Raw genomic sequence first — 23,014 nt, forward strand, 5'->3', positions numbered from 1 at the left:
TCGTCTCGGTTATTGAGGCGGCAAATACTTCAGCGGATCGACAGGCTTACCCTGCCGGCGAACCTCGAAATGCAGCATCACGCGGTCGGAATCGCTGTTCCCCATCTCGGCGATCTTCTGCCCTTTGGTGACCGCGTCCCCCTCTTTTACCATCAAAGCGCGATTGTGTGCATATGCCGTGAGGTAAGTTGCATCGTGCTTGATGATAATGAGGTTGCCGTAGCCGCGCAGGCCGTTGCCCGCGTAGACCACACGGCCGTCCGCCGCCGCCTTCACGGCCTCGCCGGCCGAGCCGCCGATATTGACGCCCTTGTTCTTCGCGTCGTCGAAACCGTTCAGCACCGGGCCGCGCGCGGGCCACGCGAACGTCACGGGACCGCTCGGCGCGGCCGCGGTGTCGCTCGACGCAGAGGCTGCTGCGGGCGGCGTGACCGTCGAGGCCATGCCGGCGGCAGGCGCTGCAGGGCCGCTGCTCAGCGGTGCGGTCGCGACACCGGCACCGGCGATCGGCGCGCCCGCCATCGCGGCGCCGCCCGGCGGCGCGACGCGCAGCAGCTGGTCGACCTCGATCTGATTCGGGTTGGCCAGGTTGTTCCACGCGGCGATGTCGCGATAGTTCTGCCCGTTCTCGAGCGCGATCCGGTACAGCGTGTCGCCCGGCTTCACGCGGTAGAAACCCGGAGGCGGCGGACCGAGCGGCACCGCGGGCTGCGCGCTGGCGGTCGTGCCGAGCGAACCGGAGCGGTCGACGACGGGCGCGTTGTCGAGCCGCGTCGCACAGGCGGCCAGTAGCGTGGAGAATGCAGCCACACAGATCGCGCGCTGGGCGAATGTGAGCGGTTCCCTGGAACGGTTGTTTTGCATCGCGCGCAACATACTCATCGGTTTCAAATCACTCCGGATTTTAAAGGGACAAAGAAAACGCGATCAAGCCGGGACTCTCGCCATTGCGCGTGCGCGACACGCTCGACGAGCGTGAGCACCTGGGGCTGCCCGCTCTGCGCGCCGACCGGCGCGATCAGGCGCCCGCCGATCGCGAGCTGCTCGAGCAGCGCCTGCGGCACGTCGAGCCCCGCCGCCGCGATCACGATCGCGTCGAACGGGGCCGCGGACGGCAGACCGACACGCCCGTCGCCGTAGTGCAGACGGATGTTCGGCACGCGCAGCGGCCGCAGGTTCAGCTTCGCGCGCTCGTAGAGCGGCTTGATGCGTTCAATCGAATACACGTCGCGCGCCACATGACTCAGCACCGCGGCCTGATAGCCGCAGCCGGTGCCGATTTCGAGCACGCGCTCGAGGGGGCGGCCGGCCATCGCGAGCTCGATCATGCGCGCAACGACCGACGGCTTGGAAATCGTCTGCTGGTGGCCGATCGGCAGCGCCGAATCCTCGTAGGCCTGCGTCGCGAGACCCGGATCCACGAACAGGTGGCGCGGTACCGCGGCCATTGCCTCCAGCACGCGCGGATCGGTCACGCCGTTCGCGCGCAAGCGTTCGACCATGCGCTCCCGCACACGTTCCGACGTCAGCGCGAACGCACCGGCCGGCGCGACGCCCGGCGCGGCCATGGGCTTCGGCGCCGCCGACCGCGGTGCGGCCGGCGTCGGCAGCGCGGCCCGGATCGCGGTCGGCTTCGGTCCGCTCGCGGGCTTCGCGGCGGCGCCGGACGAGGCCGCGCGCGCCGCGCCCGGCTTCGCCGCAACCGGTTTCAGCACGACCGCGGGTTTGTCGGCGGCCTTCGACGCGGCGCCGCGTTCTCCGGCCCGGCCTTCCGACTTGCGTGGCGCTCGCTTGAGATCTTCGAGCGCGAGCGGAAATCGCTTCGCGCGCTCGCCGCTCATGAAGCCCGCCCTCCGGCGCGCGCCCATTCGCGCGTCGCGGGCAGCATCTGGGTATGCGTGAGATCGAGCTGCAGCGGCGTGATCGACACGAAACCGTTTGCGACCGCGTGAAAATCGGTGCCCTCGCTCGCATCGAGCGCCGCGCCCGCCGCGCCGATCCAGTAGATCGGTTCGCCGCGCGGGTCGGTCTGGCGAATCACCGGCTGCGACGGGTGACGCTTGCCGAGGCGCGTTACCTTCCAGCCCTTCAGTTCGTCGTACGGCAGGTTCGGGATGTTGACGTTCAGCAGCGGCTGGCCCGGCAGCGGATGCGCGAGGTAATGCTCGACGATTTCCGCCGCGACGCGCGCCGCGTCGGCGAGATGGGCCCAGCCCTTGTCGGCCAGCGAAAACGCGATCGCCGGCACGCCGAACATGATGCCTTCGGTGGCCGCTGCTACTGTCCCCGAATAGAGCGTGTCTTCGCCCATGTTCTGGCCGTTGTTGATTCCCGACACGACGAGGTCCGGCTTCGCATCGGCCATCCCGGTCAGCGCGACGTGCACCGAGTCGGTGGGCGTGCCGTTCACGTAGAAGAAACCCGTACTGGGCGCGCGCTGCACGGACAGCGGCCGCGACAAGGTCAGGGAATTCGATGCGCCGCTGCAGTTCTGCTCGGGCGCGATCACCGTGAGTTCGGCCAGCGGCCGCAGCGCTTCGTCGAGCGCGGCAAGACCCGGGGCGAGATAGCCGTCGTCGTTGCTGAGTAGGATTCGCATCCGGCGATTGTAACCGAGGAAAGATGGCGCGCGAGCGACAGTCCGGCGGCCGCCGATGCACGCGCGCGCAGCGTGCGCCGCCGCGTTGCGCGGCGGCGTTCGGTGCTCAGATCGCGCCCGCCTCGCGCAGCGCGGCGATCGCCTGCGCGTCGTAGCCGAGGCCGCGCAGCACCTCGTCCGTATGCTCGCCGAGCTCGGGGCCGAGCCAGCGCGTTTCGCCCGGCGTGCCCGACAGCTTCGGCGTGACGTTCGGCAGCGGAATGTCGGTGCCGTCGGCCAGCTTGAAGTGCTGGATCATCTGCCGCGCGGCGAACTGCGGATCGGTGAACATGTCGGCGGCGCTGTAGATGCGCCCGGCCGGCACGTCGGCCGCATTGAGCACCTCGAGCGCTTCGTCGATCGTGCGCGGCGCGAGCCACGCGGCGATCGCGTCGTCGATCTCCTGCGTGCGCGGCACGCGCCCGTCGTTGCGTGCGAGCGCGGGATCGTCCGCGAGATCGTCGCGGTCGATCGCCTTCATCAGCCGCTTGAAGATCGGATCGCTGTTGCCGCCGATCACGATGCTGCCGTCGCGGCACGCATAGGTATTCGACGGCACGATGCCCGGCAGCGATGCGCCGGTGCGCTCGCGCACCATCCCGTACACGCCGTACTCGGGCACCACGCTTTCCATCATGTTGAACACGGCTTCGTATAGCGCGACGTCGACCACCTGCCCTGCGCCGCCGTTCACCTTGCGGTGATGAAGCGCCATCAGCCCGCCGATCACGCCGTGCAGCGCCGCGATCGAATCGCCGATCGAGATGCCGATGCGCGGCGGCGGCAGATCCGGATAGCCGGTGATGTGGCGCAGCCCGCCCATCGATTCGGCGATCGCGCCGAAACCGGGCCGGTCGCGGTACGGACCCGTCTGCCCGTAGCCGGACAGGCGCACCATCACGAGGCCCGGATTGTCGGCGGACAGGACGTCGTAGCCGAGCCCGAGCTTTTCGAGCAGGCCCGGGCGGAAATTCTCGATCACGATGTCGGCCTCGCGCGCGAGCTGGCGCGCGATCGTCTTGCCGGCATCGGCCTTCAGGTTCAGCGTGACCGATTTCTTGTTGCGCGCCTGGACCGACCACCACAGCGACGTGCCGCCCTGCTCCGGATGAAGCTTGCGCCACTTGCGCAGCGGGTCGCCGCCGTTCGGATCCTCGATCTTGATCACTTCCGCGCCGAATTCGGCGAACAGCCGCGACGCGAACGGCCCCGCGATCAGCGTTCCGAATTCGAGCACTTTGACGCCCGCGAGCGGGCCCTGGCTGGTGCTCATGTGTCTCCCTGACATGAGGAACGGCGCCGCCGGCGGGCGGCGCCGGCAATTACATCGTGCGGCGATCGAGCATCGCGCGGGCGATCGTGCCCGCGTCGACGTATTCGAGTTCGCCGCCGACCGGCACGCCGCGCGCGAGGCGCGTGACCGCGAGCCCGCGCGCCTTCAGCGTCTGGCCGAGGTAGTGCGCGGTGGCTTCGCCTTCGTTGGTGAAGTTGGTCGCGAGCACGACCTCCTTGACGATGCCGTCGGACGCGCGCCGCACGAGCCGGTCGAAATGGATTTCCTTCGGGCCGATCCCGTCGAGCGGGCTCAACCGGCCCATCAGCACGAAATACAGCCCGCGATAGGTCATCGTCTGCTCGAGCATGATCTGGTCGGCCGGCGTCTCGACGACACACAGCAGCGTCGGATCTCGCTCCTCGTCGCTGCAGACCTCGCAGGTCTGCGCTTCGGTAAACGTATTGCACTTCTCGCAGTGCTGCAGATGCTCGGTTGCAAACAGCAGCGAGCGGCCGAGCCGCTCCGCGCCCTCCCGATCGTGCTGCATCAGGTGGTACGCCATGCGCTGCGCGGATTTCGGCCCGACACCGGGCAGCGCGCGCAGCGCTTCGACGAGCGCGGACAGAGCGGACGGCTGTTTCATACGGCGACAGAAAGTGGCACGGACGCCGCGCTCAGAACGGCAGCTTGAAGCCCGGGGGCAGCGGCAGGCCCGAGGTCATGCCGCTCATCTTTTCCTGCGACGTCGCCTCGGCCTTGCGCACCGCGTCGTTGAACGCGGCCGCGACGAGATCCTCGAGCATGTCCTTGTCGTCCGCGAGCAGGCTCGGGTCGATCGACACGCGGCGCACTTCGTTGCGGCAGGTCATCGTCACCTTGACGAGGCCCGCGCCCGACTGCCCTTCGACTTCGATCTGCGCAAGCTGCTCCTGCATCTTCTTCATGTTTTCCTGCATTTGCTGCGCTTGCTTCATCAGTCCGGCGATGTTGCCTTTCAACATGGGAATACTCCTTCTTGATCGTGTGAAAACCGGCACGCGGCGCGTGCCGGCCAATGGGTGGGGGCGTGATTGTGCCCGTCCCGGCGCAATCCGTTCAATGCAGCGTCGGCGGCGCGCCGTCCGACGCCGGATCGGCGAGCGGACGCACGGAGCCTTCGACGATGCGTGCGCCGAAATCGCGCACGAGCTGCTGGACGAACGGATCGCCGTGAATCTCCTGCTCGGCTTCGCGCTGGCGCGCCGCGCGCGCGGCCGCGTCGAGCGCCGCCGCGGTGCGGCGCGCGGGCCCGACCTCGACCGTCACGTCGACGGGCTTGCCGAGCGCGTCGGCCAGCGCGGCCTTCAGCTTCGCGACCTGGGCCGCGTCCGCGTACTGCGGGACCGGCACCGACAATTTCAGCGTCGTGGCGTCGACGGCCGTCAGCTCGCTGTTGAACGCGAGCTGATAGGCGACGCCCTTGAGCGGCAGCCGCGCGGCGAGCGCCGGCCATTCGCCGTCGAAGCCGACCGGATCGAGCGCGATCGCGGGCGGCAGCGGACGCGTGTCGACCGGTGCGGCCGGCCGCGCTTCCGCCGGCGCGACGCGCACGTCGTCGGGGCCGCTGTCGAACACGGGCACGAAGCCGTCGTCGGGCGGGCCGCCGAACATCTCGTCGGCACTGAGCGGCACGTAATCGTCCGGCGGGATGTCCTCCCACGGCGGCGGCGCGTGGCGCGTGTCCGCGCCGGCCTGCGGCGCGCGGGCGGCGGCGCGCGGCGTCGGCACCTGTACGGCCGGACGCGCCGGCGCCGGCTTCGCGGCGGCCGGCTGGGCCGCCGGCTTGGGTGCAGCGCCCGCGCGAGAACGATCGGACGACACGCGCATCCCGGCGTTGCGCAGCACGTCGAGCGCGGCGGCCGCGCCGCCCGAACGGGCGGCCGGGCGCGCGGCGGACTCGGCCGGCGCGGCACGCGGCGCCGGTTCGGCCGGCGGTGCGGGCTCGTCATTGCGCTGCGCGGCGGCGGGCGATTGAGGTTCGCCCTCCTGCTGTGCAGCGACGAGCGGTTCCGGCGCGCTGCTTCGCTGTGCGCCGATTGGCGCGCCGGGTTCGGTGCCGTGCTGCGCGGCGGCGGAAGGTTCAGGTTCGGCGCGAACGGCAGCCGGCATATCGGCCTCGGCTGTCGCCGTTTCCGCTCGGGCACTTGCGTCCGACGGCGACATGGTTCCAGCGTCCGCCGCCTTCGCGGCGGGCGAAGCCGGCGCGGCTTGCGGCGCAGGCGCGGGCTTCATGGCCGGCCGAGCGGCCGTGTCGCCGCTCGGTTCCGGCGCAATCGCTACCGGACGTGCAACAGGCGCAGCCGGAGCAGCAGCTTGCGGGCGGGCGGCCGACGCCGGCGCTGCCGACACGGGCTTCGCCGCAGGCGCGGCCGACGCAGCCGCCGCCGCGCGCGGCGGCGCCACGGCCCGCGGCACCGACGGCTGACCGCCCGGCGCGCTGCCGGCGCTTACGCCCGGCTCGAACGCGAGCATGCGCAGCAGCGTCATCGTGAAACCGGCATATTCGTCCGGCGCGAGGCCGAGCTCCGCGCGGCCGACCGTGGCGATCTGATAGAACAGCTGCACCTGCTCGGGGCTCAGCGTCTCCGCGAAACGGCGCAGATCGGCCGCCTCCGGCCATTCGTCGAGCACCGAGCCGGGCGCGAACTGCGCCCACGCGATCCGGTGCAGCAGGCTCGCGAGATCCTGCAGCGCGGTGGAAAACGACAGGCTGCGCAGCGACATCTCGTCGGCGATCGCGAGGATCTCCGGGCCGCTGCCGGCCGCGAGCGCGTCGAGCAGGCGCACCATGTAGGTCTGGTCGAGCGCGCCGAGCATGCCCGACACCGCCGCTTCGGTCACCTCGTTCGCCGAATACGCGATCGCCTGGTCGGTCAGCGACAGCGCGTCGCGCATGCTGCCCTGCGCGGCGCGCGCGAGCAGGCGCAGCGCCTGCGGCTCGAACGTGATCTGCTCTTCGCCGAGGATCCGTTCGAGATGCGACACGATATGCCCGGCCGGCATCTGCTTCAGGTTGAACTGCAGACAGCGCGACAGCACGGTAACGGGGATCTTCTGCGGATCGGTCGTCGCGAGGATGAACTTGACGTGCGGCGGCGGCTCCTCGAGCGTCTTCAGCATCGCGTTGAACGCGTGGTTCGTCAGCATGTGCACTTCGTCGATCATGTAGACCTTGAAGCGCGCATCGACGGGCGCGTACACCGCGCGCTCGAGCAGCGCGGCCATTTCGTCGACGCCGCGATTGCTCGCGGCGTCCATTTCGACGTAGTCGACGAAGCGGCCTTCGTCGATCTCGCGGCACGCGCGGCAGACGCCGCACGGCTGCGACGTGACGCCGGTTTCACAGTTGAGCGCTTTCGCGAAGATCCGCGACAGCGTCGTCTTGCCGACGCCGCGGGTACCGGTAAACAGATAGGCGTGATGGAGACGCCCGCCGTCGAGCGCGTGCGTGAGCGCCCTGACGACGTGCTCCTGGCCGACGAGCGAAGCGAAATCCTTCGGACGCCACTTGCGTGCGAGAACTTGATAGGTCATCGGGAAATTGTATCAGCAACGCTGCGTCGCGCCGACACGCGAAACGGCGTCGGCAGCCGCATTGCACGCCGCGCGTCGCGCGCCGGAAAACGACCGGCGAAACGAACGCGAAACGAAACGCATCGGCGTCGACGAACCAACGGTCGCGCAGCGAAACGAAAAACCAGCGGGAGAAATAAAAATCGCCCGACGAACGGGGCGAGATGGAAGGTGACGAGCCCAACCCTCGGCACTGGCGGAAAACGGCTGTGGCTGCTTCGTTCCCGACCTGACCAGGTTCACCGGCCCACCATGCGAGGAGGCCCGTCACGGCGTATTCTATCACCGCTTCAAACCCAATGCGACAGTTTGTTCGCGTCGATGCGACCGAACCCTCCAGGCAGCCGAAACCGGCTCGCGCGCGCAGCTGCGCTGTTGTCGCTCTTGTAATTGGCGAGCTCACCTCCACCTGTTGCATGCACCGGCCGGACGGCGCGTCGTACCCCTACTCGCGAAGCGGCTACTATCGCCGCCCGCAGCAGATAGCAATTTAGGCTAATATGACGCCCGAACGACCCGCGAGCCGCGGTATGCAGCGCTTACGCCCTTCTTTCCCGGAGAGCGGAGCTACCTGCCGCAGCGGCCGGCAGCCCTCGGCGGCCGGTACGCCGCAACGCGCGAAGCAGGCAGTCCCCGAACCGAAAGAGGTATTGACCCAATGAGCGAACAGATCAAACACATCAGCGACGCATCGTTCGAACAGGACGTCGTCAAATCCGACAAGCCCGTGCTCGTCGACTTCTGGGCCGAATGGTGCGGCCCGTGCAAGATGATCGCCCCGATCCTCGACGAAGTCGCGAAGGACTACGGCGACAAGCTGCAGATCGCGAAGATCAACGTCGACGACAACCAGGCGACGCCGGCCAAATTCGGCGTGCGCGGCATCCCGACGCTGATCCTGTTCAAGAACGGCGCGGCCGCCGCGCAGAAGGTCGGCGCGCTGTCGAAGTCGCAGCTCACCGCATTCCTGGACAGCCACCTGTAATCACCGGTCGTCCCGCGGACGTGTTGTCTACCGACAACACGTCCGCCGTCAAGCCGCCGATCGGCCGCTCAAGCGCGAATCGGCGTATGCTAGAATCAAAAAACGTCGACAAGACGCATTTAAGTCTCTGAGCGCTTCCGCTCGCCCTCCTCCCTTTATTTCTTTTCGTCGCTTCTCCTCCCTGGCGGGTTCTCCGTATGCATTTATCCGAGCTCAAGTCTCTGCACGTCTCCGAACTGATCGAAATGGCCAACGGCCTGGAGATCGAAAACGCGAACCGCCTGCGCAAGCAGGAGCTGATGTTCGCCATTCTCAAAAAGCGCGCCAAGACGGGAGAGACGATCTTCGGCGACGGTACGCTCGAAGTGCTGCCGGACGGCTTCGGCTTCCTGCGCTCGCCGGAAATGTCGTACCTCGCGAGCACCGACGACATCTACATCAGCCCGTCGCAGATCCGCCGCTTCAACCTGCACACCGGCGACACGATCGAAGGCGAAGTCCGTACGCCGAAGGACGGCGAGCGCTACTTCGCGCTGGTGAAGGTCGACAAAGTCAACGGGCAGCCGCCCGAGGCCTCGAAACACAAGATCATGTTCGAGAACCTCACGCCGCTGCACCCGAACAAGCCGCTGTCGCTCGAGCGCGAAATGCGCGGCGAGGAAAACGTCACGGGCCGCATCATCGACATGATCGCGCCGATCGGCAAGGGCCAGCGCGGCCTGCTCGTCGCATCGCCGAAGTCCGGCAAGACCGTGATGCTCCAGCACATCGCGCATGCGATCAAGCAGAACCACCCGGACGTGATCCTGTTCGTGCTGCTGATCGACGAGCGCCCTGAAGAAGTGACCGAAATGCAGCGCTCGGTCGCCGGCGAAGTGATCGCGTCGACCTTCGACGAACCGGCCACGCGTCACGTGCAGGTCGCCGAAATGGTGATCGAGAAGGCCAAGCGCCTCGTCGAGATGAAGCACGACGTCGTGATCCTGCTCGACTCGATCACGCGTCTCGCCCGCGCCTACAACACCGTGATCCCGGCGTCGGGCAAGGTGCTGACGGGCGGTGTGGACGCGAACGCGCTGCAGCGCCCGAAGCGCTTTTTCGGCGCGGCGCGCAACATCGAGGAAGGCGGTTCGCTGACGATCATCGGCACCGCGCTGATCGAAACCGGCAGCCGCATGGACGACGTGATCTACGAAGAGTTCAAGGGCACCGGCAACATGGAAGTGCACCTCGAGCGCCGTCTCGCGGAAAAGCGCGTGTACCCGTCGATCAACCTGAACAAGTCGGGCACGCGCCGCGAGGAAATGCTGATCAAGCCCGAAATTCTTCAGAAGATCTGGGTGCTGCGCAAGTTCATCCACGACATGGACGAAGTCGAGGCGATGGAATTCCTGCTCGACAAGATCCGCCAGACGAAGAGCAACTCCGAGTTCTTCGACCTGATGCGCCGCGGCGGCTAAGCGCCGTTCCGCCCGCCACCGACGGCCGCCCGAGCGTTTCGCCCGGCGGCCGTTTTTTCGCGTCAACCTGTACGCGAACGTACACGTTTATCTATAATCGAGCCGTTACCTGCACCGAATCGATCCCGCCCGATGTCGAACCCCGCCCCCGCCTTGCTGCTGACCGTCGGCGACGCCGCCGCGCGGCTCGGCGTCACGCCGCGCACGCTGAAGTATTACGAGGAGCGCGGGCTCGTCACGCCATCGCGCAGCGAGGGCCGCTACCGGCTCTACGACGAAGCCGATCTCGAGCGCTTCGCGCGCATCCTGCGGCTGCGCGCGCTCGGCTTCTCGCTGCACGGCATCACCGAGATGCTGAAGCGGCCGCTGGAGGAAACCGGCGACGGGCGGCGGCGCTATTCGGACGCGTCGCTGCGCGAGATCCGCGCGGGTCTCGCCGAACAGATCGGCACGCTCGATCGACGCATCGCGGCGGTCCAGCGCGAGCTGAAGGAAGCCGTCGCGCTGCGCAAGGAACTGCAGCACGACATCGACTACGTCGAACGGCGCCTCGCCGGCGAGAACGCCGATGCGCTGATCGCGCAGCGGCAGGCCGAAGCCGGCGCGCGGCGCACGCGCAAGGATCGCGAATGAGCGCGGTGCCGGGCCGCCCGTCGTCATGGAGCCGCGCGAACCTGCGCGCGGACCTGTTCCCCTGGGCGCTCGCACTCGTCACCGGCATCGACTACTTCGACAACGCGATCTTCTCGTTCTTCGCCAGCTATATCGCGGGCGGCATCAACGCGTCGCCGGACGAGCTCGTGTGGTCGTCGAGCGCGTATGCGGTCACGGCGGTGCTCGGCATCCTGCAGCAGCAATGGTGGGTCGACCGACTCGGTCATCGCCGCTACGTCGCCGGCTGCATGCTGATGTTCTCGCTCGGCGCGGTCGCGGCCGCGCTCGCCGATACGTCGCTCGAACTCGCGTTCGCGCGCGGCTTCCAGGGCTATTTCATCGGCCCGATGATGGGCGCATGCCGGATCCTGATCCAGATCAGCTTCAAGCCGCAGGCGCGGCCGCCCGCGACGCGCGCGTTCCTGATCATGATCCTGCTCGGCAGCGCGCTCGCGCCGATCGTCGGCGGGCTGCTGGTCGCGCACTCGACATGGCGCGCGCTGTTCGCGTGCAGCGCGCCGGCCGGCGTCGCGTTTGCGATCCTCGCGCTGCTCACGCTGCCCGACTCGGGCCGCACGCCCGACGGCGAACGCGGCTCCGGGCATTTCTGGCCGTACGTCGTGTTCGCGCTCGCGCAGGGCGCGCTGCAGATCGTGCTGCAGCAGGTGCACTACCAGCTCTACAGCGGCTCGCCGATGCTGATCTTCCTGACGGCCGCCGGCCTCGGCGCGCTCGCGTGGTTCGCGTATCACCAGTGGCACCACCCGACGCCGCTCGTGCGGCTGCACGCGTTTCGCGAGCGCACGTTCCAGATCGGGCTGCTGCTCTACATGTTCTATTACTACGAGACGACCGGCTTCAGCTACCTGACCTCGCGCTTTCTCGAATCGGGCCTCGGCTATCCGGTCGAGAACGCCGGGCGCCTGGTCGGCACGATGTCGCTGATTTCGGCCACCGCGCTGTTCGCGTACCTGCGCTACGCGAAGCACGTCACGCACAAGAAATGGTTCATCGTGCCGGGTTTCGCGATCGCGATCGCCGCCGCGCTGTGGATGACGCGCCTCACGCCGCAGGTCGGCGAAGCCGCGCTGATCGTGCCGCTGCTGCTGCGCGGGCTGCTGTTGCTGTTCATCGTGCTGCCGGTCGCAAACCTGACGTTCCGGATCTTCGCGATCGACGAGTACACGCACGGCTACCGGCTGAAGAACATCGTGCGGCAGCTGACGATCTCGTTCGCGACGTCGTCGGTGATCATCGTCGAGCAACACCGGCTCGCGCTGCACCAGACACGGCTCGTCGAGCGCGCGAACGTGTTCGACCCGCTGTTCGCGCAGACGCTCGACGCACTCGCGCGCGGCTATGCGGCCGCCGGCCATGCAGCGACCGAAGCGCACGGGCTCGCGATCGCGTCGATCGCACGAATGGTCGCGCAGCAGGCGTCGTTCCTCGCGTCGCTCGACGGTTTCTATTTCCTGGCCGGCGTCGCGCTGGTCGGCGGCCTGTTCGCGGCATGGCAAAAAGAGATCGATTGAGTTAAAAGACAGGCTTTGCATTCCCGCACGCCGCCTCATGCTCTCGAAACTGACCCGCTGGCTCGACGATCGCCGCCGCGACCGCGCGCTGCGCAGCCATCCGATTCCCGATGCGCTGTGGCGCGACACCGTCGAGCGCCTGCCGTTCCTGGACGCGCTCGCGCCCGACGATCTCGCCCGGCTGCGCGAGCTGACGAGCCTGTTCATCGCGAAGAAATCGTTTTCGACCGCGCACGGCCTCGAACTGACCGACGCGATGGTCGTCGCGATCGCCGTGCAGGCCTGCCTGCCCGTGCTGAACCTCGACCTGTCGCTGTACGACGGCTGGGTCGGCGTGGTCGTCTATCCGGGCGAATTCGTGATCCGCAAGACCGTGCAGGACGAGGACGGCGTCGTGCACGAAGTCGAGCAGGACGCGAGCGGCGAGGCGTGGGAAGGCGGCCCCGTGATCCTGTCGTGGGAAGACGCGCAGATGACGGACGGCCGCGACGCGTACAACGTCGTGATCCACGAGTTCGCGCACAAGATCGACATGGTCAACGGCGCGGCCGACGGCTATCCGCCGCTGTTTCGCCGCTGGCACGCGCCGCACCTCGACGCGCAGGCGTGGGCCGACGTGTTCGAACACGCGTACGACCAGTTCTGCGCGCGGGTCGACGCGGTACCGGACCGCGCGTGGGCGCGCTTCGAGCGCGATTCGCTGATCGATCCGTATGCGGCCGACCATCCGTCCGAGTTCTTCGCCGTCTGCAGCGAGGCGCTGTTCGTGCGGCCCCGCGCGTTCGAGTCCGAATTTCCGGAGCTGTATAGACTGCTTGCCCGCTATTACCGGCAAGACCCGGCCCGGACCGGCGCGCTCGAGCCGGCGTGAAAATTAATCGCCAACCGTCTGATTTTCTGGCATAATCGCCGTTTTTCGACCTTAGGCAAGTGGCTCGCGCCGAGCTTGACGTCGGCCGAAACGCGCGAATGGCGCGGCTCGGCACGGCAAGGCGGCGGGTTGGCTACCGCTCTCACCAAGGAAAATCATGAAACCTGGCATTCACCCGGATTACCGCGAAGTCGTCTTCCAAGACATGTCGAACGGCTTCAAGTTCATCACGCGCTCGACGATCCAGACGCGTGAAACCATCGAACTCGACGGCAAGACCTACCCGCTCGCCAAGATCGAAGTGTCGTCGGAATCGCACTCGTTCTACACGGGTCAGCAAAAGATCATGGACACGGCCGGCCGCGTCGAGAAGTTCAAGAACAAGTTCGGTTCGCGCGCAAGCGGCAAGGTCGCGAAGTAAGCTTCGCACCGCACCGGTACCGCACAAAAGGGCAGCCTCGGCTGCCCTTTTTTGTCTCTGCCGCCCGCCCGGCCGCCGTCCGAGCGCCCGGGCAGCCACCTGACGCGCAACGGCCGGCGCGTCTACAATGCCGGATGCTCGAAACCGGCTCGGCCGCGCGCGATCGCGCCGGCCGCCTGCTCATAACAAATCGCTCATCTGCATGAAGCCTGTCGTTCGTCTCACCGCCTCCGCCACGCGCGCGCTGCCGCGCTGGCTGCTGCTCACGCTCTGCATCGTCTATGCCGCGTTCGGCCTCTTCGGCCGCGACCCGTGGAAGAACGAGGATGCGGCGGGTTTCGGCGTGATGTGGACGATGGCCACCGGCAGCTGGCACGACTGGCTGCTGCCGAACCTGGTCGGCAAGTTCATCACGACCGACGGGCCGCTCGGCTACTGGCTCGGCGCGCTGTCGATCCGCGCGCTCGCGCCGTGGGTCGATGCGAGCAACGCGTCGCGCGTCGACACCGGCGTGCTGTTCTGCGTCGCATGCGCGTTCGTCTGGTACGCGGCCTACCTGCTCGGCCGGCGCGCCGAAGTCCAGCCGTTCAAGTACGCGTTCGGCGGCGAGCCCGAGCCGCGCGACTACGGCCGCACGCTCGCCGACGGCGCGCTGCTGATCCTCGTCGCCTGCTTCGGCCTCGCCGAGCGCGGGCACGAAACGACGCCGCAGCTCGCGCAGTTCGCGTGGATCGCGATGCTCGTGTACGGCATCGTGCGCGGCATCGACAAGCCGATGCAGGGCGCGCTGTGGTGGGGGCTCGCGATCGGCCTCGTCGCGCTGTCCGGCAACCCGGTGCTGGTCGTCGCGCTGCTGGCCGGCACCGCCGTGCTGTGGCTCGTCACGCCCGAAATGCGCAACCTGCGCCTGCCGGTCGTCGGCCTGCCGCTCGCGGCCGCGATCTTCGCGCTGTGGCCGCTCGCCGCGCACGTCGCGGCGCCCGACGACGCCGCGTGGTTCTTCAACCAGTGGATCCACGGCAGCCTGATGCGCTTCTCGGGGCCGCCGACCGCGGTGCTCGGCTATGCCGCGAAAAACCTGCCGCTGTTCACGTGGCCCGCCTGGCCGCTCGCGATCTGGGCGTGGTGGAGCTGGGCCGGCCTGCGCCGCCGCGCGCACATCGCGATCCCGCTGTCGGTCGTGGTGCCGCTCGTCGCGCTGGTGATCCTGCAGAGCCAGCAGTCGAACCGCATGTACATGCTGCTGCTGCCGCCGCTCGCGGTGCTCGCGACCTTCGCGCTGCCGACCCTCAAGCGCGGCGCGATCAATGCGATCGACTGGTTCGCCGTGCTGAGCTTCACGATCCTCGGCACCTTCGTGTGGCTCGTATGGCTCGCGTCGCTCACCGGCTTCCCCCACCCGCTCGCGCGCAACCTCGCGCGGCTCGTGCCCGGCTACGAACCGCATTTCAACGCGCTGTCGTTCGTCTGCGCGGTGATCGTCACGGTGTGCTGGTTCATGCTCGCGCGCTGGCGCGTGTCGCGCCAGCCGAAGGTGCTGTGGCGCAGCGTCGTGCTGTCGGGCGCGGGCACCACGCTGATGTGGGTGCTGCTGATGACGCTGTGGCTGCCGATCGTCAACTACGGCCGTACCTATCGCGACGTCGCGCAGCAGATCGCGACGCACCTGCCGGCCGACTACGAATGCATCTCGCCGGTGCGCCTCGGCGACGCGCAGATCGCGACCTTCGCGTATTTCGGCGACATGCACTTCGACTTCTCCGGCGACTGCGACGTGATCCTGCGCCAGGATCGCTCGGACTTCGGCGAGCCGAGCGCGATGTCGCAGTATGTGTGGCGCCTCGTGTGGGAAGGCCGCCGCGTCGCCGACCGCGACGAGCGCTTCCGCCTCTACGAACGCATCGAGCGTCCGAAGACGCCGGTCAAGCGCCGGCCGCCGCGCCGTCAGGCGGCCGGTTGACGATGCTCGGCGACATCCGCCGGATCGTCGGCCTCGCGTGGCCGGTGCTGGTCGGCCAGCTCGCGATCATCGCGTTCGGCGTGATCGACACCGCGATGGTCGGCCGCTATTCGGCCGTCGATCTCGCCGCGCTCGGGCTCGGTTCGTCGATCTATGTCTCCGTCTATATCGGCCTGACCGGCATCCTGTCCGCACTGCAGCCGATCACGGGCCAGCTGTACGGCGCACGCCGCTACGCCGAGATTGGCGAGGAAGTCCGCCAGGCGCTGTGGCTCGCGCTGCTGCTCGCGACGCCGGGCTTCCTGCTGCTGCATTTTCCCGAACCGCTGCTGCGCGTCGCGCACGCGCCCGCCGCGCTCCACGACCGCACGATCGACTATCTGAGGATCCTCTCTTACGGCCTGCCGGCGAGCCTCGTATTTCGCATCTACAACGCACTGACCAACGCGGCCGGCAAGCCGCGGCTCGCGATGATCCTGCAGATCGGCGCGCTGCTGCTGAAGTTTCCGCTCAACGTCTGGTTCATCTTCGGCGGCTTCGGCGTGCCGGCGCTCGGCGGCCCCGGCTGCGGGCTCGCGAGCACGCTGATCAACTGGGCGCTCGCGCTGATCGGCTTCACGCTGCTCGCCAGGCTCGACGTGTTCGCGCCGCTCGCGATCTTCTCGCGCTTCTGCTGGCCCGTCTGGGCGCGCCAGAAGGCGATCCTCCGGCTCGGCGTGCCGATGGGGCTGTCGTACCTGATCGAGGTCACGTCGTACACCTGCATGGCGCTGTTCATCGCGCAGTTCGGCACGACCACGCTTGCCGGCCACCAGATCGCCGGCAATATCGGCGCGGTGCTGTACATGACGCCGCTGTCGATCGGCGTCGCCGCGTCGACGCTGGTCGCACGCGCGCTCGGCGCCGGCCGGCCCGACGAGGCGCGCCTGCTCGGCCGCCACGGCGTGATGCTCGCATGCGGCGTCGCCGCCGCGTACGGCGTAATCGTGTTCGCGCTGCGGCCGCTGATCGTCGGCGGCTACACGCCCAATCCGGCCGTCGCGGCCGCCGCAATGCCGCTCGTCGCGATCGTCACCTGCTATCACTTCTTCGACGCGCTGCAGATCACCTCGGCGTTCGTGCTGCGCGCGTACAAGGTCGCGGTCGTGCCGACCGTGATCTATGCGGTCGCGCTGTGGGGCGTCGGGCTTGGCGGCGGCTACCTGCTCGGCTTCGACGTCGGCGGGATCGCGCCGGCCTGGCTGACCGGTGCGCGCGGCTTCTGGTTCGCGAACACCGTCAGCCTGATGCTCGCGGGCGCGGGCCTCGCGCTGTACCTGCGCCACGTCGGGCGCGCGCAGCTGTCCGCGCACGCGTAGCGCCCCACCCGCCCGCTACGCGTCTTCCAGCACCTCGGCCGCGTGATACGACGACCGCACGAGCGGCCCGGCCACGACTTCCCTGAAACCGAGCGCCAGCCCCTGTTCGCGCCATGCGTCGAACGCGTCGGGGCTCACGTAGCGCCGCACCGGCAAATGATGCTCGGACGGCGCGAGATACTGGCCGAGCGTCAGCACGTCGACGCGATGCGCACGCAGGTCGCGCAGCGTGTCGCGCACCTCGTCGTCGCGCTCGCCGAGCCCGAGCATCAGGCCCGACTTCGTCACGAGCGACGGATGCGCGTCCTTCGCGCGCGCGAGCAGTTCGAGCGAGCCGCGATAGTCGGCGCCGGGACGCGCGGCGCGATACAGCGACGGCACCGTCTCGATGTTGTGGTTGAACACGTCCGGCCACGCGACCGACAACGCATCGAGCGCGCGCGCGACCCGGCCGCGGAAGTCGGGCGTCAGCACCTCGACGCCGATTCCCGGCGTGCTCGCGCGCACCGCGGCGATGCAGGCGGCGAAGTGCGCGGCGCCGCCGTCGCGCAGATCGTCGCGATCGACCGACGTGATCACGACGTAGCGCAGCCCGAGCGCCGCGACCGCGTCGGCGAGCCGCGCCGGCTCGTCGGGATCGAGCGGCTCGGGACGTCCGTGCGCGACGTCGCAGAACGGGCAGCGCCGCGTGCACAGGCCACCCATGATCATGAAGGTCGCGGTGCGCTGCGCGAAGCATTCGCCGATGTTCGGGCACATCGCCTCCTCGCAGACGGAATGCAGCCGGTGGTCGCGCAGCACGGCCGCCATGTCGGCGACCGCCGCGCTCATCATCGGCCGCGCACGCAGCCACGGCGGCTTCGGCAGCGCCGCGCCGGCCGCAGGCTCGACGCGCACCGGAATGCGCGCGAGCTTGTCGCGGCTTCTCGCGCCCGGCTGGCCGAGCGCGGTGAGGCTGGGTCGTTCGAGCGCGGCAGCCATCGTCAGTCTCCGAGGAACGCGGCGATCAGGCGGTTCACCTCGGTGGCCGCCTCCATCTGTACCATGTGGCCGCTGCCCGTGATCACCTCGGCCCGCACGCCGTCCGGCAAGCCCTGCGCGTGCTGCGCGGGGATCACCTGGTCGCGCTCGCCCCAGATCACCAGCGTGCGCGGCGCAAGCGACACGAGCCGGTCGCGGAACACGCGCCGCTGCGTCGCGCCGTCGAAGGCCGCGTCCGCGATCTTCTCGAGCGCGGCCTGCACGCCTTCGAGCCGCTTGTACTTGACGAGATCGTCGACGAGCTGCCGCGTGACCAGCGCGCCGTCCGCAAACAGCGCACCGAGATGCGGCTTCAGCGTGTTGCGGCTGTTGCCGGCGACGAAGCCGTCGATATAGTCGCGGTTGATCTCGGTGCCAAGCCCCGCGCTGGCGATCAGCGTCAGCGACGCGACGCGGCCCGGCGCGCGCTCGGCCGCCGTCATCGCGACCGCACCGCCCATCGAATGGCCGATCAGGTGGGCCTGGTCGATGCCTTTCGCGTCGAGCAGCGCGAGCACCGCGTCGGCCAGTTCGTCGAGGCTGCCGGTCTCGACCGCCTTGCCGGACTCGCCGTGCCCGGGCAGGTCGAGCGCCCATACCGGCCGGCTCGCGGCGAGCTCCGCGTGGTTGAACAGCCAGTTGTTCAGGTCGCCGCCGAAGCCGTGGATCAGCACGGCGGGCGCGCCCGTACCGTCGCCGAGCTTCAGGAAGCGCACCGTCCGGCCGCCGATCTGCGCCTTCTCCGGCTGCGGACCCGCCGCTTCGTCGGACGCCGCGCTCGGCGTGAAATCGCGCTGGAACTCGGCGATCGCCGCGTCGATGTCGGCATCGCTCGCGTCCGCGGCCGCGACGACGCCGAGCAGCGCGCCGACCGGCAGCGTCTCGCCCTCCTGCGCGACCTGCCGGCGCAGCGTGCCGTCGAACGCGCACTCGACGCCCGACGAGATCTTGTCGGTCTCGACGTCGAGCACCTCGTCGCCCTTGGTCACGCGCTCGCCGACGGCCTTCAGCCAGCCGTTGACCTGCCCCTGCTCCATCGACAGCCCCCACTTGGGCATCGTGATCATGTGAATCGACATCGTGTCAGCTCCTCGTCTTCAGTACCGCCTGCGCGATCGCATCGGCGGACGGGATATACAGGTCTTCGAGCACGCTCGCGAACGGCGCGGGCGTGTGCGGCGCGGTCACCAGCTCGATCGGCGCCTTGAGCGTCCGAAACGCGCGCTGCGCGACCAGCGCGGCGATGTCGGTCGCGATCGAGCAGCGCGGGTTCGCCTCGTCGACCACCACCACGCGCCCGGTGCGCGCCGCGCTTTCGAGAATCGTCTCCTCGTCGAGCGGCGAGGTCGTGCGCAGGTCGATCACGTCGACCTGAATGCCGTCCTTCGCGAGCTTCGCGGCCGCGTCCATCGCGAGATGCACCATCCGGCCGTAGGTGACGATCGTCGCGTCGTCGCCGTCGCGCATCACGTTCGCCTCGCCGAACGGAATTGCATAGGACTCCTCGGGCACGTCGCCTTCACGCGTATAGAGCAGCTTGTGCTCGAGGAAGATCACCGGATCGTTGTCGCGGATCGACTGGATCAGCAGACCCTTCGCGTCGTACGGCGTCGACGGGCACACGACCTTCAGCCCCGGGATATGCGTAAACAGCGACGTGAGCATCTGCGAGTGCTGCGCCGCCGCGCGCAGGCCCGCGCCGTACATCGCGCGGATCACGACCGGCGTCACCGCCTTGCCGCCGAACATGTAGCGGAATTTCGCGGCCTGGTTGAAGATCTGGTCGAAGCACACGCCCATGAAATCGATGAACATCAGTTCCGCGACGGGCCGCATCCCGCACGCGGCCGCGCCGACCGCCGCGCCGATGTAGCCGCCTTCCGACAGCGGTGTGTCGAGCACGCGGCCCGGGAACTTGTGGAACAGCCCCTTCGTCACGCCGAGCACGCCGCCCCATGCGTCGTCCTCGCCCGGCGCGCCCGCGCCGCCTGCGTTGTCCTCGCCCATCACGATCACGCTGTCGTCGCGCGCCATCTCCTGCGCGAGCGCCTCGTTGATCGCCTGCGAATAAGTGATCTTCCTTGCCATGTCTGTCTCCTGGAATATTCGGTTCGCCGTGTCGGCCGTTAGGTTGCGCGGTGGTGCGCCGCGCTCACGGATACGACACGTAGACGTCGGTCAGCAGGTCGGCCGCGTCGGGCAGCGGCGCGGCCTTCGCCTGCGCGACCGCGTCGTCGATCAGCGTCTTCACCTGTGCGTCGACCGCGCGCAGTTCGCCGCTCGTCAGCGCTTCGGCGCGCACCACGCGCGACTCGAAATGCTTCAGGCAGTCCTTCTCGTCGCGCAGCTTCTGCACCTCGCCCGGCGCGCGATAGGTCTGCGCATCGCCTTCGAAGTGGCCGAAGTAGCGCGTGAACTTCACCTCGACGAGCGTCGGGCCGCCGCCGTTGCGCGCGCGTTCGACGGCCTCGCCGAGCGCCTCGTGCACCGCGAAGAAGTCGAAGCCGTCGACGATCACGCCCGGCATCCCGAAACCGTTCGCGCGATCGGCGATGTTGTCGGTCGCGACCGACCAGCTCGACGAGGTCGCTTCCGCGTAGCCGTTGTTCTCGGCGACGAAGATCGCGGGCAGCCGCCACACCGACGCGAGGTTCATCGATTCGAAGATCACGCCCTGGTTCGAGGCGCCGTCGCCGAAGAAACACACGCCGACGCCACCCGTCTTCTTGTGTTTCGCCGCGAGCGCCGCGCCGCATACGAGCGGCCCGCCCGCACCGACGATGCCGTTCGCGCCGAGCATCCCCATCGACAGGTCCGCGATATGCATCGAGCCGCCCTTGCCGTGGCAGACGCCGGTCTTCTTGCCGTAGATCTCGGCCATCATCCCGTGCACGTCGACGCCCTTCGCGATGCAGTGGCCGTGGCCGCGGTGCGTGGTCGCGACATAGTCGGCGATGCCGAGATGCATCATCGTGCCGACCGCGGACGCCTCCTCGCCCGCATACAGGTGAACGAAGCCGGGAATCTCGCCGGTCGCGAACTCGACGTGCAGGCGCTCCTCGAATTCGCGGATCGTGCGCATCAGCCGGTATGCCTCCAGCAGCGTGTCCCTGCTGAGCTGTGTCGAAACGGACATGTGTGTCTCCTAGGTAGGTCTGACTGCGAATGCCGCCGCGGCAGCGCCGTGGCGACGGATTGCTCGATGTACTCGGCGACGGCCCGCCGCGGCCGTCAATGGAACGTGAAGCCGCCGTCGACGTTCACGGCCTGGCCCGTCACGTTGTCCATCGTCGCGAAGAACAGCGCGAGCCGGCCCATGTCTTCGGGCGTCTGCGCGCGGCCTTGCGGAATCAGCGTCAGCTGATGCCGCTGCCACGATTCCTCGACCGACTCGCCGTCGGCCTTCCACTCGTCGGAAAGCCGGTCCCACATGTAGGTGCGCACGATGCCGGGACAGATCGCGTTGACGGTCACGCCGTCGCGCGCGAGTTCCTTCGCGAGCGCGTTCGTGAAGCCGACGACCGCGAACTTCGAGGCGCTGTAGTGCGCGAGATTCGGAAAGCCTTCCTTGCCGGCGATCGACGCGACGTTGATGATCCGGCCGCTGCGCTGCGCCTTCAGGTGCGGCAGCGCGGCGCGGCAACCGAGAAACGTGCCCTTCGCGTTCACGTCCATCACGAAATCCCAGTCGCGTTCGGTCAGCGCTTCGACCGGATGGATGCTGATCACGCCCGCGCAGTTGACGAGGATGTCGAGCCGGCCGAGTTCGGCGAGCGCCTGCGCGACCATCGCGTCGACCTGCGCGGCCTGCGTGACGTCGACCTTCGCAACCGCTGCGCGCCGGCCGAGCGCGCGCACCTCGCGCGCGGTGGCGTCGAGCGCATCGTCGAGCAGGTCGGCCAGCAGGATGTCGGCGCCCGCGCCGGCGAGTGTCAGTGCAATGCCGCGGCCGATGCCGCGTGCGGCGCCGGTGACGATGGCGACCTGTCCTGCGAGTGGGGCTGGCATGGCGATGTCTCCTGTGATCGATGTAAAAGGCGGTGCGCGTTCAGTCGCGCCCGGCGTCGCGCAGCAGTTGCCGCGACGATGCATGGCGCAGCGTGCGGCCGACGTCGATGGTCAGCGGGCCGCGCCAGTCGAGCGCGATCTCGTAGCGGTCGCCGCGCGCGACCTCGATCTCGCGCTCGCCGTCGAACGCGAGCGTGCCCTGCTCGAACGGGATCGTCTGCCACGCGCCCGGCTCGAGCCGCTCGCAGCTGCGCATCACGACGCGGTCGACGCGGCCCGGCGCGATCGGCGCGACGAGCGGCGTGCCGGCCGTCTTGCCTTCGCCGGCGAAGCGCATCGCGAGCCCGTGCGGCGCGCTGCGCTCGAGCGGCGCCCACGCGCCGCCGAGCGCGGACAGGCCGATGCCGTCCGGCTCGGCGAAGGTCAGGTAGAGCGAGTCGATGTCGTCGGGCCCCGAGATCGCGCGCGCGCCGACGAAGCGCTGCCGCGCGGCGCAGACGTCGACCAGCGCAATCTCCTCGCGTCCCGCTTCCGGGCCCGCCACGCAGCGCACGACGAGCCGCTTGTTGCGCGACAGCGCGACCTCGGGCGGCACGGCGCCGGTCGCCGCGAGCCCGGCGGCGACGCCGGCGACGGTCGCCTCGCGATGTTCGGGAAAGGCGTTGTTGGTGCCGGTCGACAGCGCGACGAGCGGCGTCGCGCCGCAGTGCGCGGCCACCGCGCGATGGGTGCCGTCGCCGCCGAGCACGACGATCAGCGCGACTTCGTTGCGGTGCATGTAGGCGGCGCCGGCCTGCGTGTCGGCGACGGTGCCGGTGATCGGCAGGTCGACGAATTCGACTTCGGGCCAGCGTTCGTGCGGCGCGACCGCGCGATGCGTGTCGATCGCGCGCAGCAGCAGCGTCGCGATGCCCGTGCGGTCGCGCAGCGTCAGCACGCGCTCGACGCCCATCGCGCCGAGGCCGGCCAGCAGGCGCACGATCATGTTGGCCTTCTCGGCCGTCGGGAATACCGATGCATGCGTCGTGAGGCGGCGGATGTCGCGCCCCGATGCGGGGTTTGCGATCACGCCGACGGTAACGGGCGTCGTCACGGGCTTGTCTCCATCCAGTGCGCCGGTGCGGCGCTCGCGCGCCTGCTCCGGCCTGTCTGTCTCGTCCGCTGCCGTCGCCGGGCTGCGGATCGTCGTCGCCGACGCGACCGCGTCGGACTTGCCCGT

At 68.8% G+C, this 23,014-nt stretch carries 21 protein-coding genes and 1 other RNA gene; 8 read left to right on the forward strand and 14 right to left on the reverse strand.

Annotated features, from left to right (window positions below):
• Positions 1–9 precede the first annotated feature (9 nt).
• The 8 genes from WS57_RS27480 to ffs form a co-directional block, all read right to left on the reverse strand.
• The gene (locus WS57_RS27480) at positions 10–882 is read right to left on the reverse strand and encodes a peptidoglycan DD-metalloendopeptidase family protein (protein WP_059601948.1); all 873 of its coding nucleotides are present in this window, start codon (positions 880–882) and stop codon (positions 10–12) included.
• A 5-nt stretch (positions 883–887) separates the two neighbouring features.
• Complete coding sequence (locus WS57_RS27485) at positions 888–1,841, reverse strand: protein-L-isoaspartate(D-aspartate) O-methyltransferase (protein ID WP_059512864.1); 954 nt, start codon at positions 1,839–1,841, stop codon at positions 888–890.
• Positions 1,838–2,599, reverse strand: a complete 762-nt coding sequence (surE, locus tag WS57_RS27490) for a 5'/3'-nucleotidase SurE (protein ID WP_009692961.1) — start codon at positions 2,597–2,599, stop codon at positions 1,838–1,840. The genes WS57_RS27485 and surE overlap by 4 nt, the downstream gene beginning before the upstream one ends.
• A 106-nt stretch (positions 2,600–2,705) precedes the next feature.
• Entirely contained in the window at positions 2,706–3,911 is a 1,206-nt protein-coding gene (locus tag WS57_RS27495) for a CaiB/BaiF CoA transferase family protein (protein ID WP_009692960.1), read from the reverse strand.
• Between the two features lie 49 nt (positions 3,912–3,960).
• Positions 3,961–4,557 (reverse strand): recombination mediator RecR, encoded by a 597-nt coding sequence (gene recR / locus WS57_RS27500; RefSeq protein WP_009692959.1) that lies wholly within the window; start codon positions 4,555–4,557, stop codon positions 3,961–3,963.
• A gap of 31 nt (positions 4,558–4,588) precedes the next feature.
• Positions 4,589–4,915 (reverse strand): YbaB/EbfC family nucleoid-associated protein, encoded by a 327-nt coding sequence (locus WS57_RS27505; protein ID WP_009692958.1) that lies wholly within the window; start codon positions 4,913–4,915, stop codon positions 4,589–4,591.
• A 94-nt stretch (positions 4,916–5,009) separates the two neighbouring features.
• Positions 5,010–7,487: a DNA polymerase III subunit gamma/tau gene (locus WS57_RS27510; protein ID WP_069245116.1), complete on the reverse strand. Its 2,478-nt coding sequence runs from the start codon at positions 7,485–7,487 to the stop codon at positions 5,010–5,012.
• Between the two features lie 209 nt (positions 7,488–7,696).
• An RNA gene (gene ffs / locus WS57_RS27515) (signal recognition particle sRNA small type) lies at positions 7,697–7,795 on the reverse strand.
• Positions 7,796–8,184: 389 nt separating this feature from the next.
• Between ffs and trxA the strand changes: the two genes are divergently transcribed.
• From trxA to WS57_RS27555, 8 genes are all read left to right on the forward strand, one after another.
• Positions 8,185–8,511 carry a thioredoxin TrxA gene (trxA, locus tag WS57_RS27520; RefSeq protein ID WP_006402348.1) on the forward strand — a complete coding sequence of 109 codons (327 nt, stop codon included), beginning with the start codon at positions 8,185–8,187 and terminating at the stop codon, positions 8,509–8,511.
• Between the two features lie 197 nt (positions 8,512–8,708).
• Complete coding sequence (rho, locus tag WS57_RS27525) at positions 8,709–9,971, forward strand: transcription termination factor Rho (RefSeq protein ID WP_006478662.1); 1,263 nt, start codon at positions 8,709–8,711, stop codon at positions 9,969–9,971.
• 132 nt (positions 9,972–10,103) lie between these two features.
• Positions 10,104–10,604, forward strand: coding sequence for a MerR family transcriptional regulator (locus WS57_RS27530; protein WP_040127511.1), 501 nt, complete (start codon positions 10,104–10,106; stop codon positions 10,602–10,604).
• Positions 10,601–12,157: an MFS transporter gene (locus tag WS57_RS27535; protein ID WP_040127512.1), complete on the forward strand. Its 1,557-nt coding sequence runs from the start codon at positions 10,601–10,603 to the stop codon at positions 12,155–12,157. Before WS57_RS27530 ends, WS57_RS27535 begins: the two co-directional genes overlap by 4 nt.
• Before the next feature lie 37 nt (positions 12,158–12,194).
• Positions 12,195–13,028, forward strand: a complete 834-nt coding sequence (locus WS57_RS27540; protein WP_009692691.1) for a zinc-dependent peptidase — start codon at positions 12,195–12,197, stop codon at positions 13,026–13,028.
• A gap of 157 nt (positions 13,029–13,185) precedes the next feature.
• Positions 13,186–13,449 carry a type B 50S ribosomal protein L31 gene (locus WS57_RS27545; protein ID WP_009692690.1) on the forward strand — a complete coding sequence of 88 codons (264 nt, stop codon included), beginning with the start codon at positions 13,186–13,188 and terminating at the stop codon, positions 13,447–13,449.
• A gap of 127 nt (positions 13,450–13,576) precedes the next feature.
• A complete protein-coding gene (locus tag WS57_RS27550) occupies positions 13,577–15,409 on the forward strand; it encodes an ArnT family glycosyltransferase (RefSeq protein ID WP_155625471.1) in 1,833 nt (610 codons plus the stop codon).
• Between the two features lie 2 nt (positions 15,410–15,411).
• Positions 15,412–16,767: an MATE family efflux transporter gene (locus tag WS57_RS27555; protein ID WP_059477740.1), complete on the forward strand. Its 1,356-nt coding sequence runs from the start codon at positions 15,412–15,414 to the stop codon at positions 16,765–16,767.
• 15 nt (positions 16,768–16,782) lie between these two features.
• On the opposite strand, the gene lipA is transcribed toward WS57_RS27555, so the two are convergent.
• The 6 genes from lipA to WS57_RS27585 all read right to left on the reverse strand — a co-directional run bounded on the left by lipA (position 16,783) and on the right by WS57_RS27585 (position 22,888).
• Complete coding sequence (gene lipA / locus WS57_RS27560) at positions 16,783–17,748, reverse strand: lipoyl synthase (RefSeq protein WP_059512713.1); 966 nt, start codon at positions 17,746–17,748, stop codon at positions 16,783–16,785.
• A gap of 2 nt (positions 17,749–17,750) precedes the next feature.
• Positions 17,751–18,866, reverse strand: a complete 1,116-nt coding sequence (locus WS57_RS27565; protein ID WP_069245117.1) for an acetoin dehydrogenase dihydrolipoyllysine-residue acetyltransferase subunit — start codon at positions 18,864–18,866, stop codon at positions 17,751–17,753.
• Between the two features lie 4 nt (positions 18,867–18,870).
• Positions 18,871–19,875 carry an alpha-ketoacid dehydrogenase subunit beta gene (locus WS57_RS27570; protein WP_009687051.1) on the reverse strand — a complete coding sequence of 335 codons (1,005 nt, stop codon included), beginning with the start codon at positions 19,873–19,875 and terminating at the stop codon, positions 18,871–18,873.
• 64 nt (positions 19,876–19,939) lie between these two features.
• Positions 19,940–20,923, reverse strand: a complete 984-nt coding sequence (locus WS57_RS27575) for a thiamine pyrophosphate-dependent dehydrogenase E1 component subunit alpha (protein ID WP_009687050.1) — start codon at positions 20,921–20,923, stop codon at positions 19,940–19,942.
• A 95-nt stretch (positions 20,924–21,018) separates the two neighbouring features.
• On the reverse strand, positions 21,019–21,795 hold the full coding sequence (locus tag WS57_RS27580; protein WP_059601953.1) for an SDR family NAD(P)-dependent oxidoreductase: 777 nt from the start codon (positions 21,793–21,795) through the stop codon (positions 21,019–21,021).
• Positions 21,796–21,835: 40 nt separating this feature from the next.
• A complete protein-coding gene (locus WS57_RS27585) occupies positions 21,836–22,888 on the reverse strand; it encodes an ATP-NAD kinase family protein (RefSeq protein WP_059512866.1) in 1,053 nt (350 codons plus the stop codon).
• Positions 22,889–23,014: the final 126 nt, after the last annotated feature.

This window comes from Burkholderia pseudomultivorans (assembly GCF_001718415.1).
GTDB lineage: Bacteria > Pseudomonadota > Gammaproteobacteria > Burkholderiales > Burkholderiaceae > Burkholderia > Burkholderia pseudomultivorans_A.

Coding starts and splice junctions, on each gene's coding strand:
- WS57_RS27480 (WP_059601948.1), bottom strand. CDS start 882: ATGAGTATGTTGCGCGCGATGCAAAACAACCGTTCCAGGGAACCGCTC.
- recR (WP_009692959.1), bottom strand. CDS start 4,557: ATGAAACAGCCGTCCGCTCTGTCCGCGCTCGTCGAAGCGCTGCGCGCG.
- WS57_RS27565 (WP_069245117.1), bottom strand. CDS start 18,866: ATGTCGATTCACATGATCACGATGCCCAAGTGGGGGCTGTCGATGGAG.
- WS57_RS27545 (WP_009692690.1), top strand. CDS start 13,186: ATGAAACCTGGCATTCACCCGGATTACCGCGAAGTCGTCTTCCAAGAC.
- surE (WP_009692961.1), bottom strand. CDS start 2,599: ATGCGAATCCTACTCAGCAACGACGACGGCTATCTCGCCCCGGGTCTT.
- WS57_RS27575 (WP_009687050.1), bottom strand. CDS start 20,923: ATGTCCGTTTCGACACAGCTCAGCAGGGACACGCTGCTGGAGGCATAC.
- lipA (WP_059512713.1), bottom strand. CDS start 17,748: ATGGCTGCCGCGCTCGAACGACCCAGCCTCACCGCGCTCGGCCAGCCG.
- WS57_RS27510 (WP_069245116.1), bottom strand. CDS start 7,487: ATGACCTATCAAGTTCTCGCACGCAAGTGGCGTCCGAAGGATTTCGCT.
- WS57_RS27495 (WP_009692960.1), bottom strand. CDS start 3,911: ATGAGCACCAGCCAGGGCCCGCTCGCGGGCGTCAAAGTGCTCGAATTC.
- WS57_RS27550 (WP_155625471.1), top strand. CDS start 13,577: ATGCCGGATGCTCGAAACCGGCTCGGCCGCGCGCGATCGCGCCGGCCG.
- WS57_RS27540 (WP_009692691.1), top strand. CDS start 12,195: ATGCTCTCGAAACTGACCCGCTGGCTCGACGATCGCCGCCGCGACCGC.
- WS57_RS27555 (WP_059477740.1), top strand. CDS start 15,412: ATGCTCGGCGACATCCGCCGGATCGTCGGCCTCGCGTGGCCGGTGCTG.
- WS57_RS27530 (WP_040127511.1), top strand. CDS start 10,104: ATGTCGAACCCCGCCCCCGCCTTGCTGCTGACCGTCGGCGACGCCGCC.
- WS57_RS27535 (WP_040127512.1), top strand. CDS start 10,601: ATGAGCGCGGTGCCGGGCCGCCCGTCGTCATGGAGCCGCGCGAACCTG.
- WS57_RS27505 (WP_009692958.1), bottom strand. CDS start 4,915: ATGTTGAAAGGCAACATCGCCGGACTGATGAAGCAAGCGCAGCAAATG.
- WS57_RS27485 (WP_059512864.1), bottom strand. CDS start 1,841: ATGAGCGGCGAGCGCGCGAAGCGATTTCCGCTCGCGCTCGAAGATCTC.
- WS57_RS27570 (WP_009687051.1), bottom strand. CDS start 19,875: ATGGCAAGGAAGATCACTTATTCGCAGGCGATCAACGAGGCGCTCGCG.
- WS57_RS27580 (WP_059601953.1), bottom strand. CDS start 21,795: ATGCCAGCCCCACTCGCAGGACAGGTCGCCATCGTCACCGGCGCCGCA.
- trxA (WP_006402348.1), top strand. CDS start 8,185: ATGAGCGAACAGATCAAACACATCAGCGACGCATCGTTCGAACAGGAC.
- rho (WP_006478662.1), top strand. CDS start 8,709: ATGCATTTATCCGAGCTCAAGTCTCTGCACGTCTCCGAACTGATCGAA.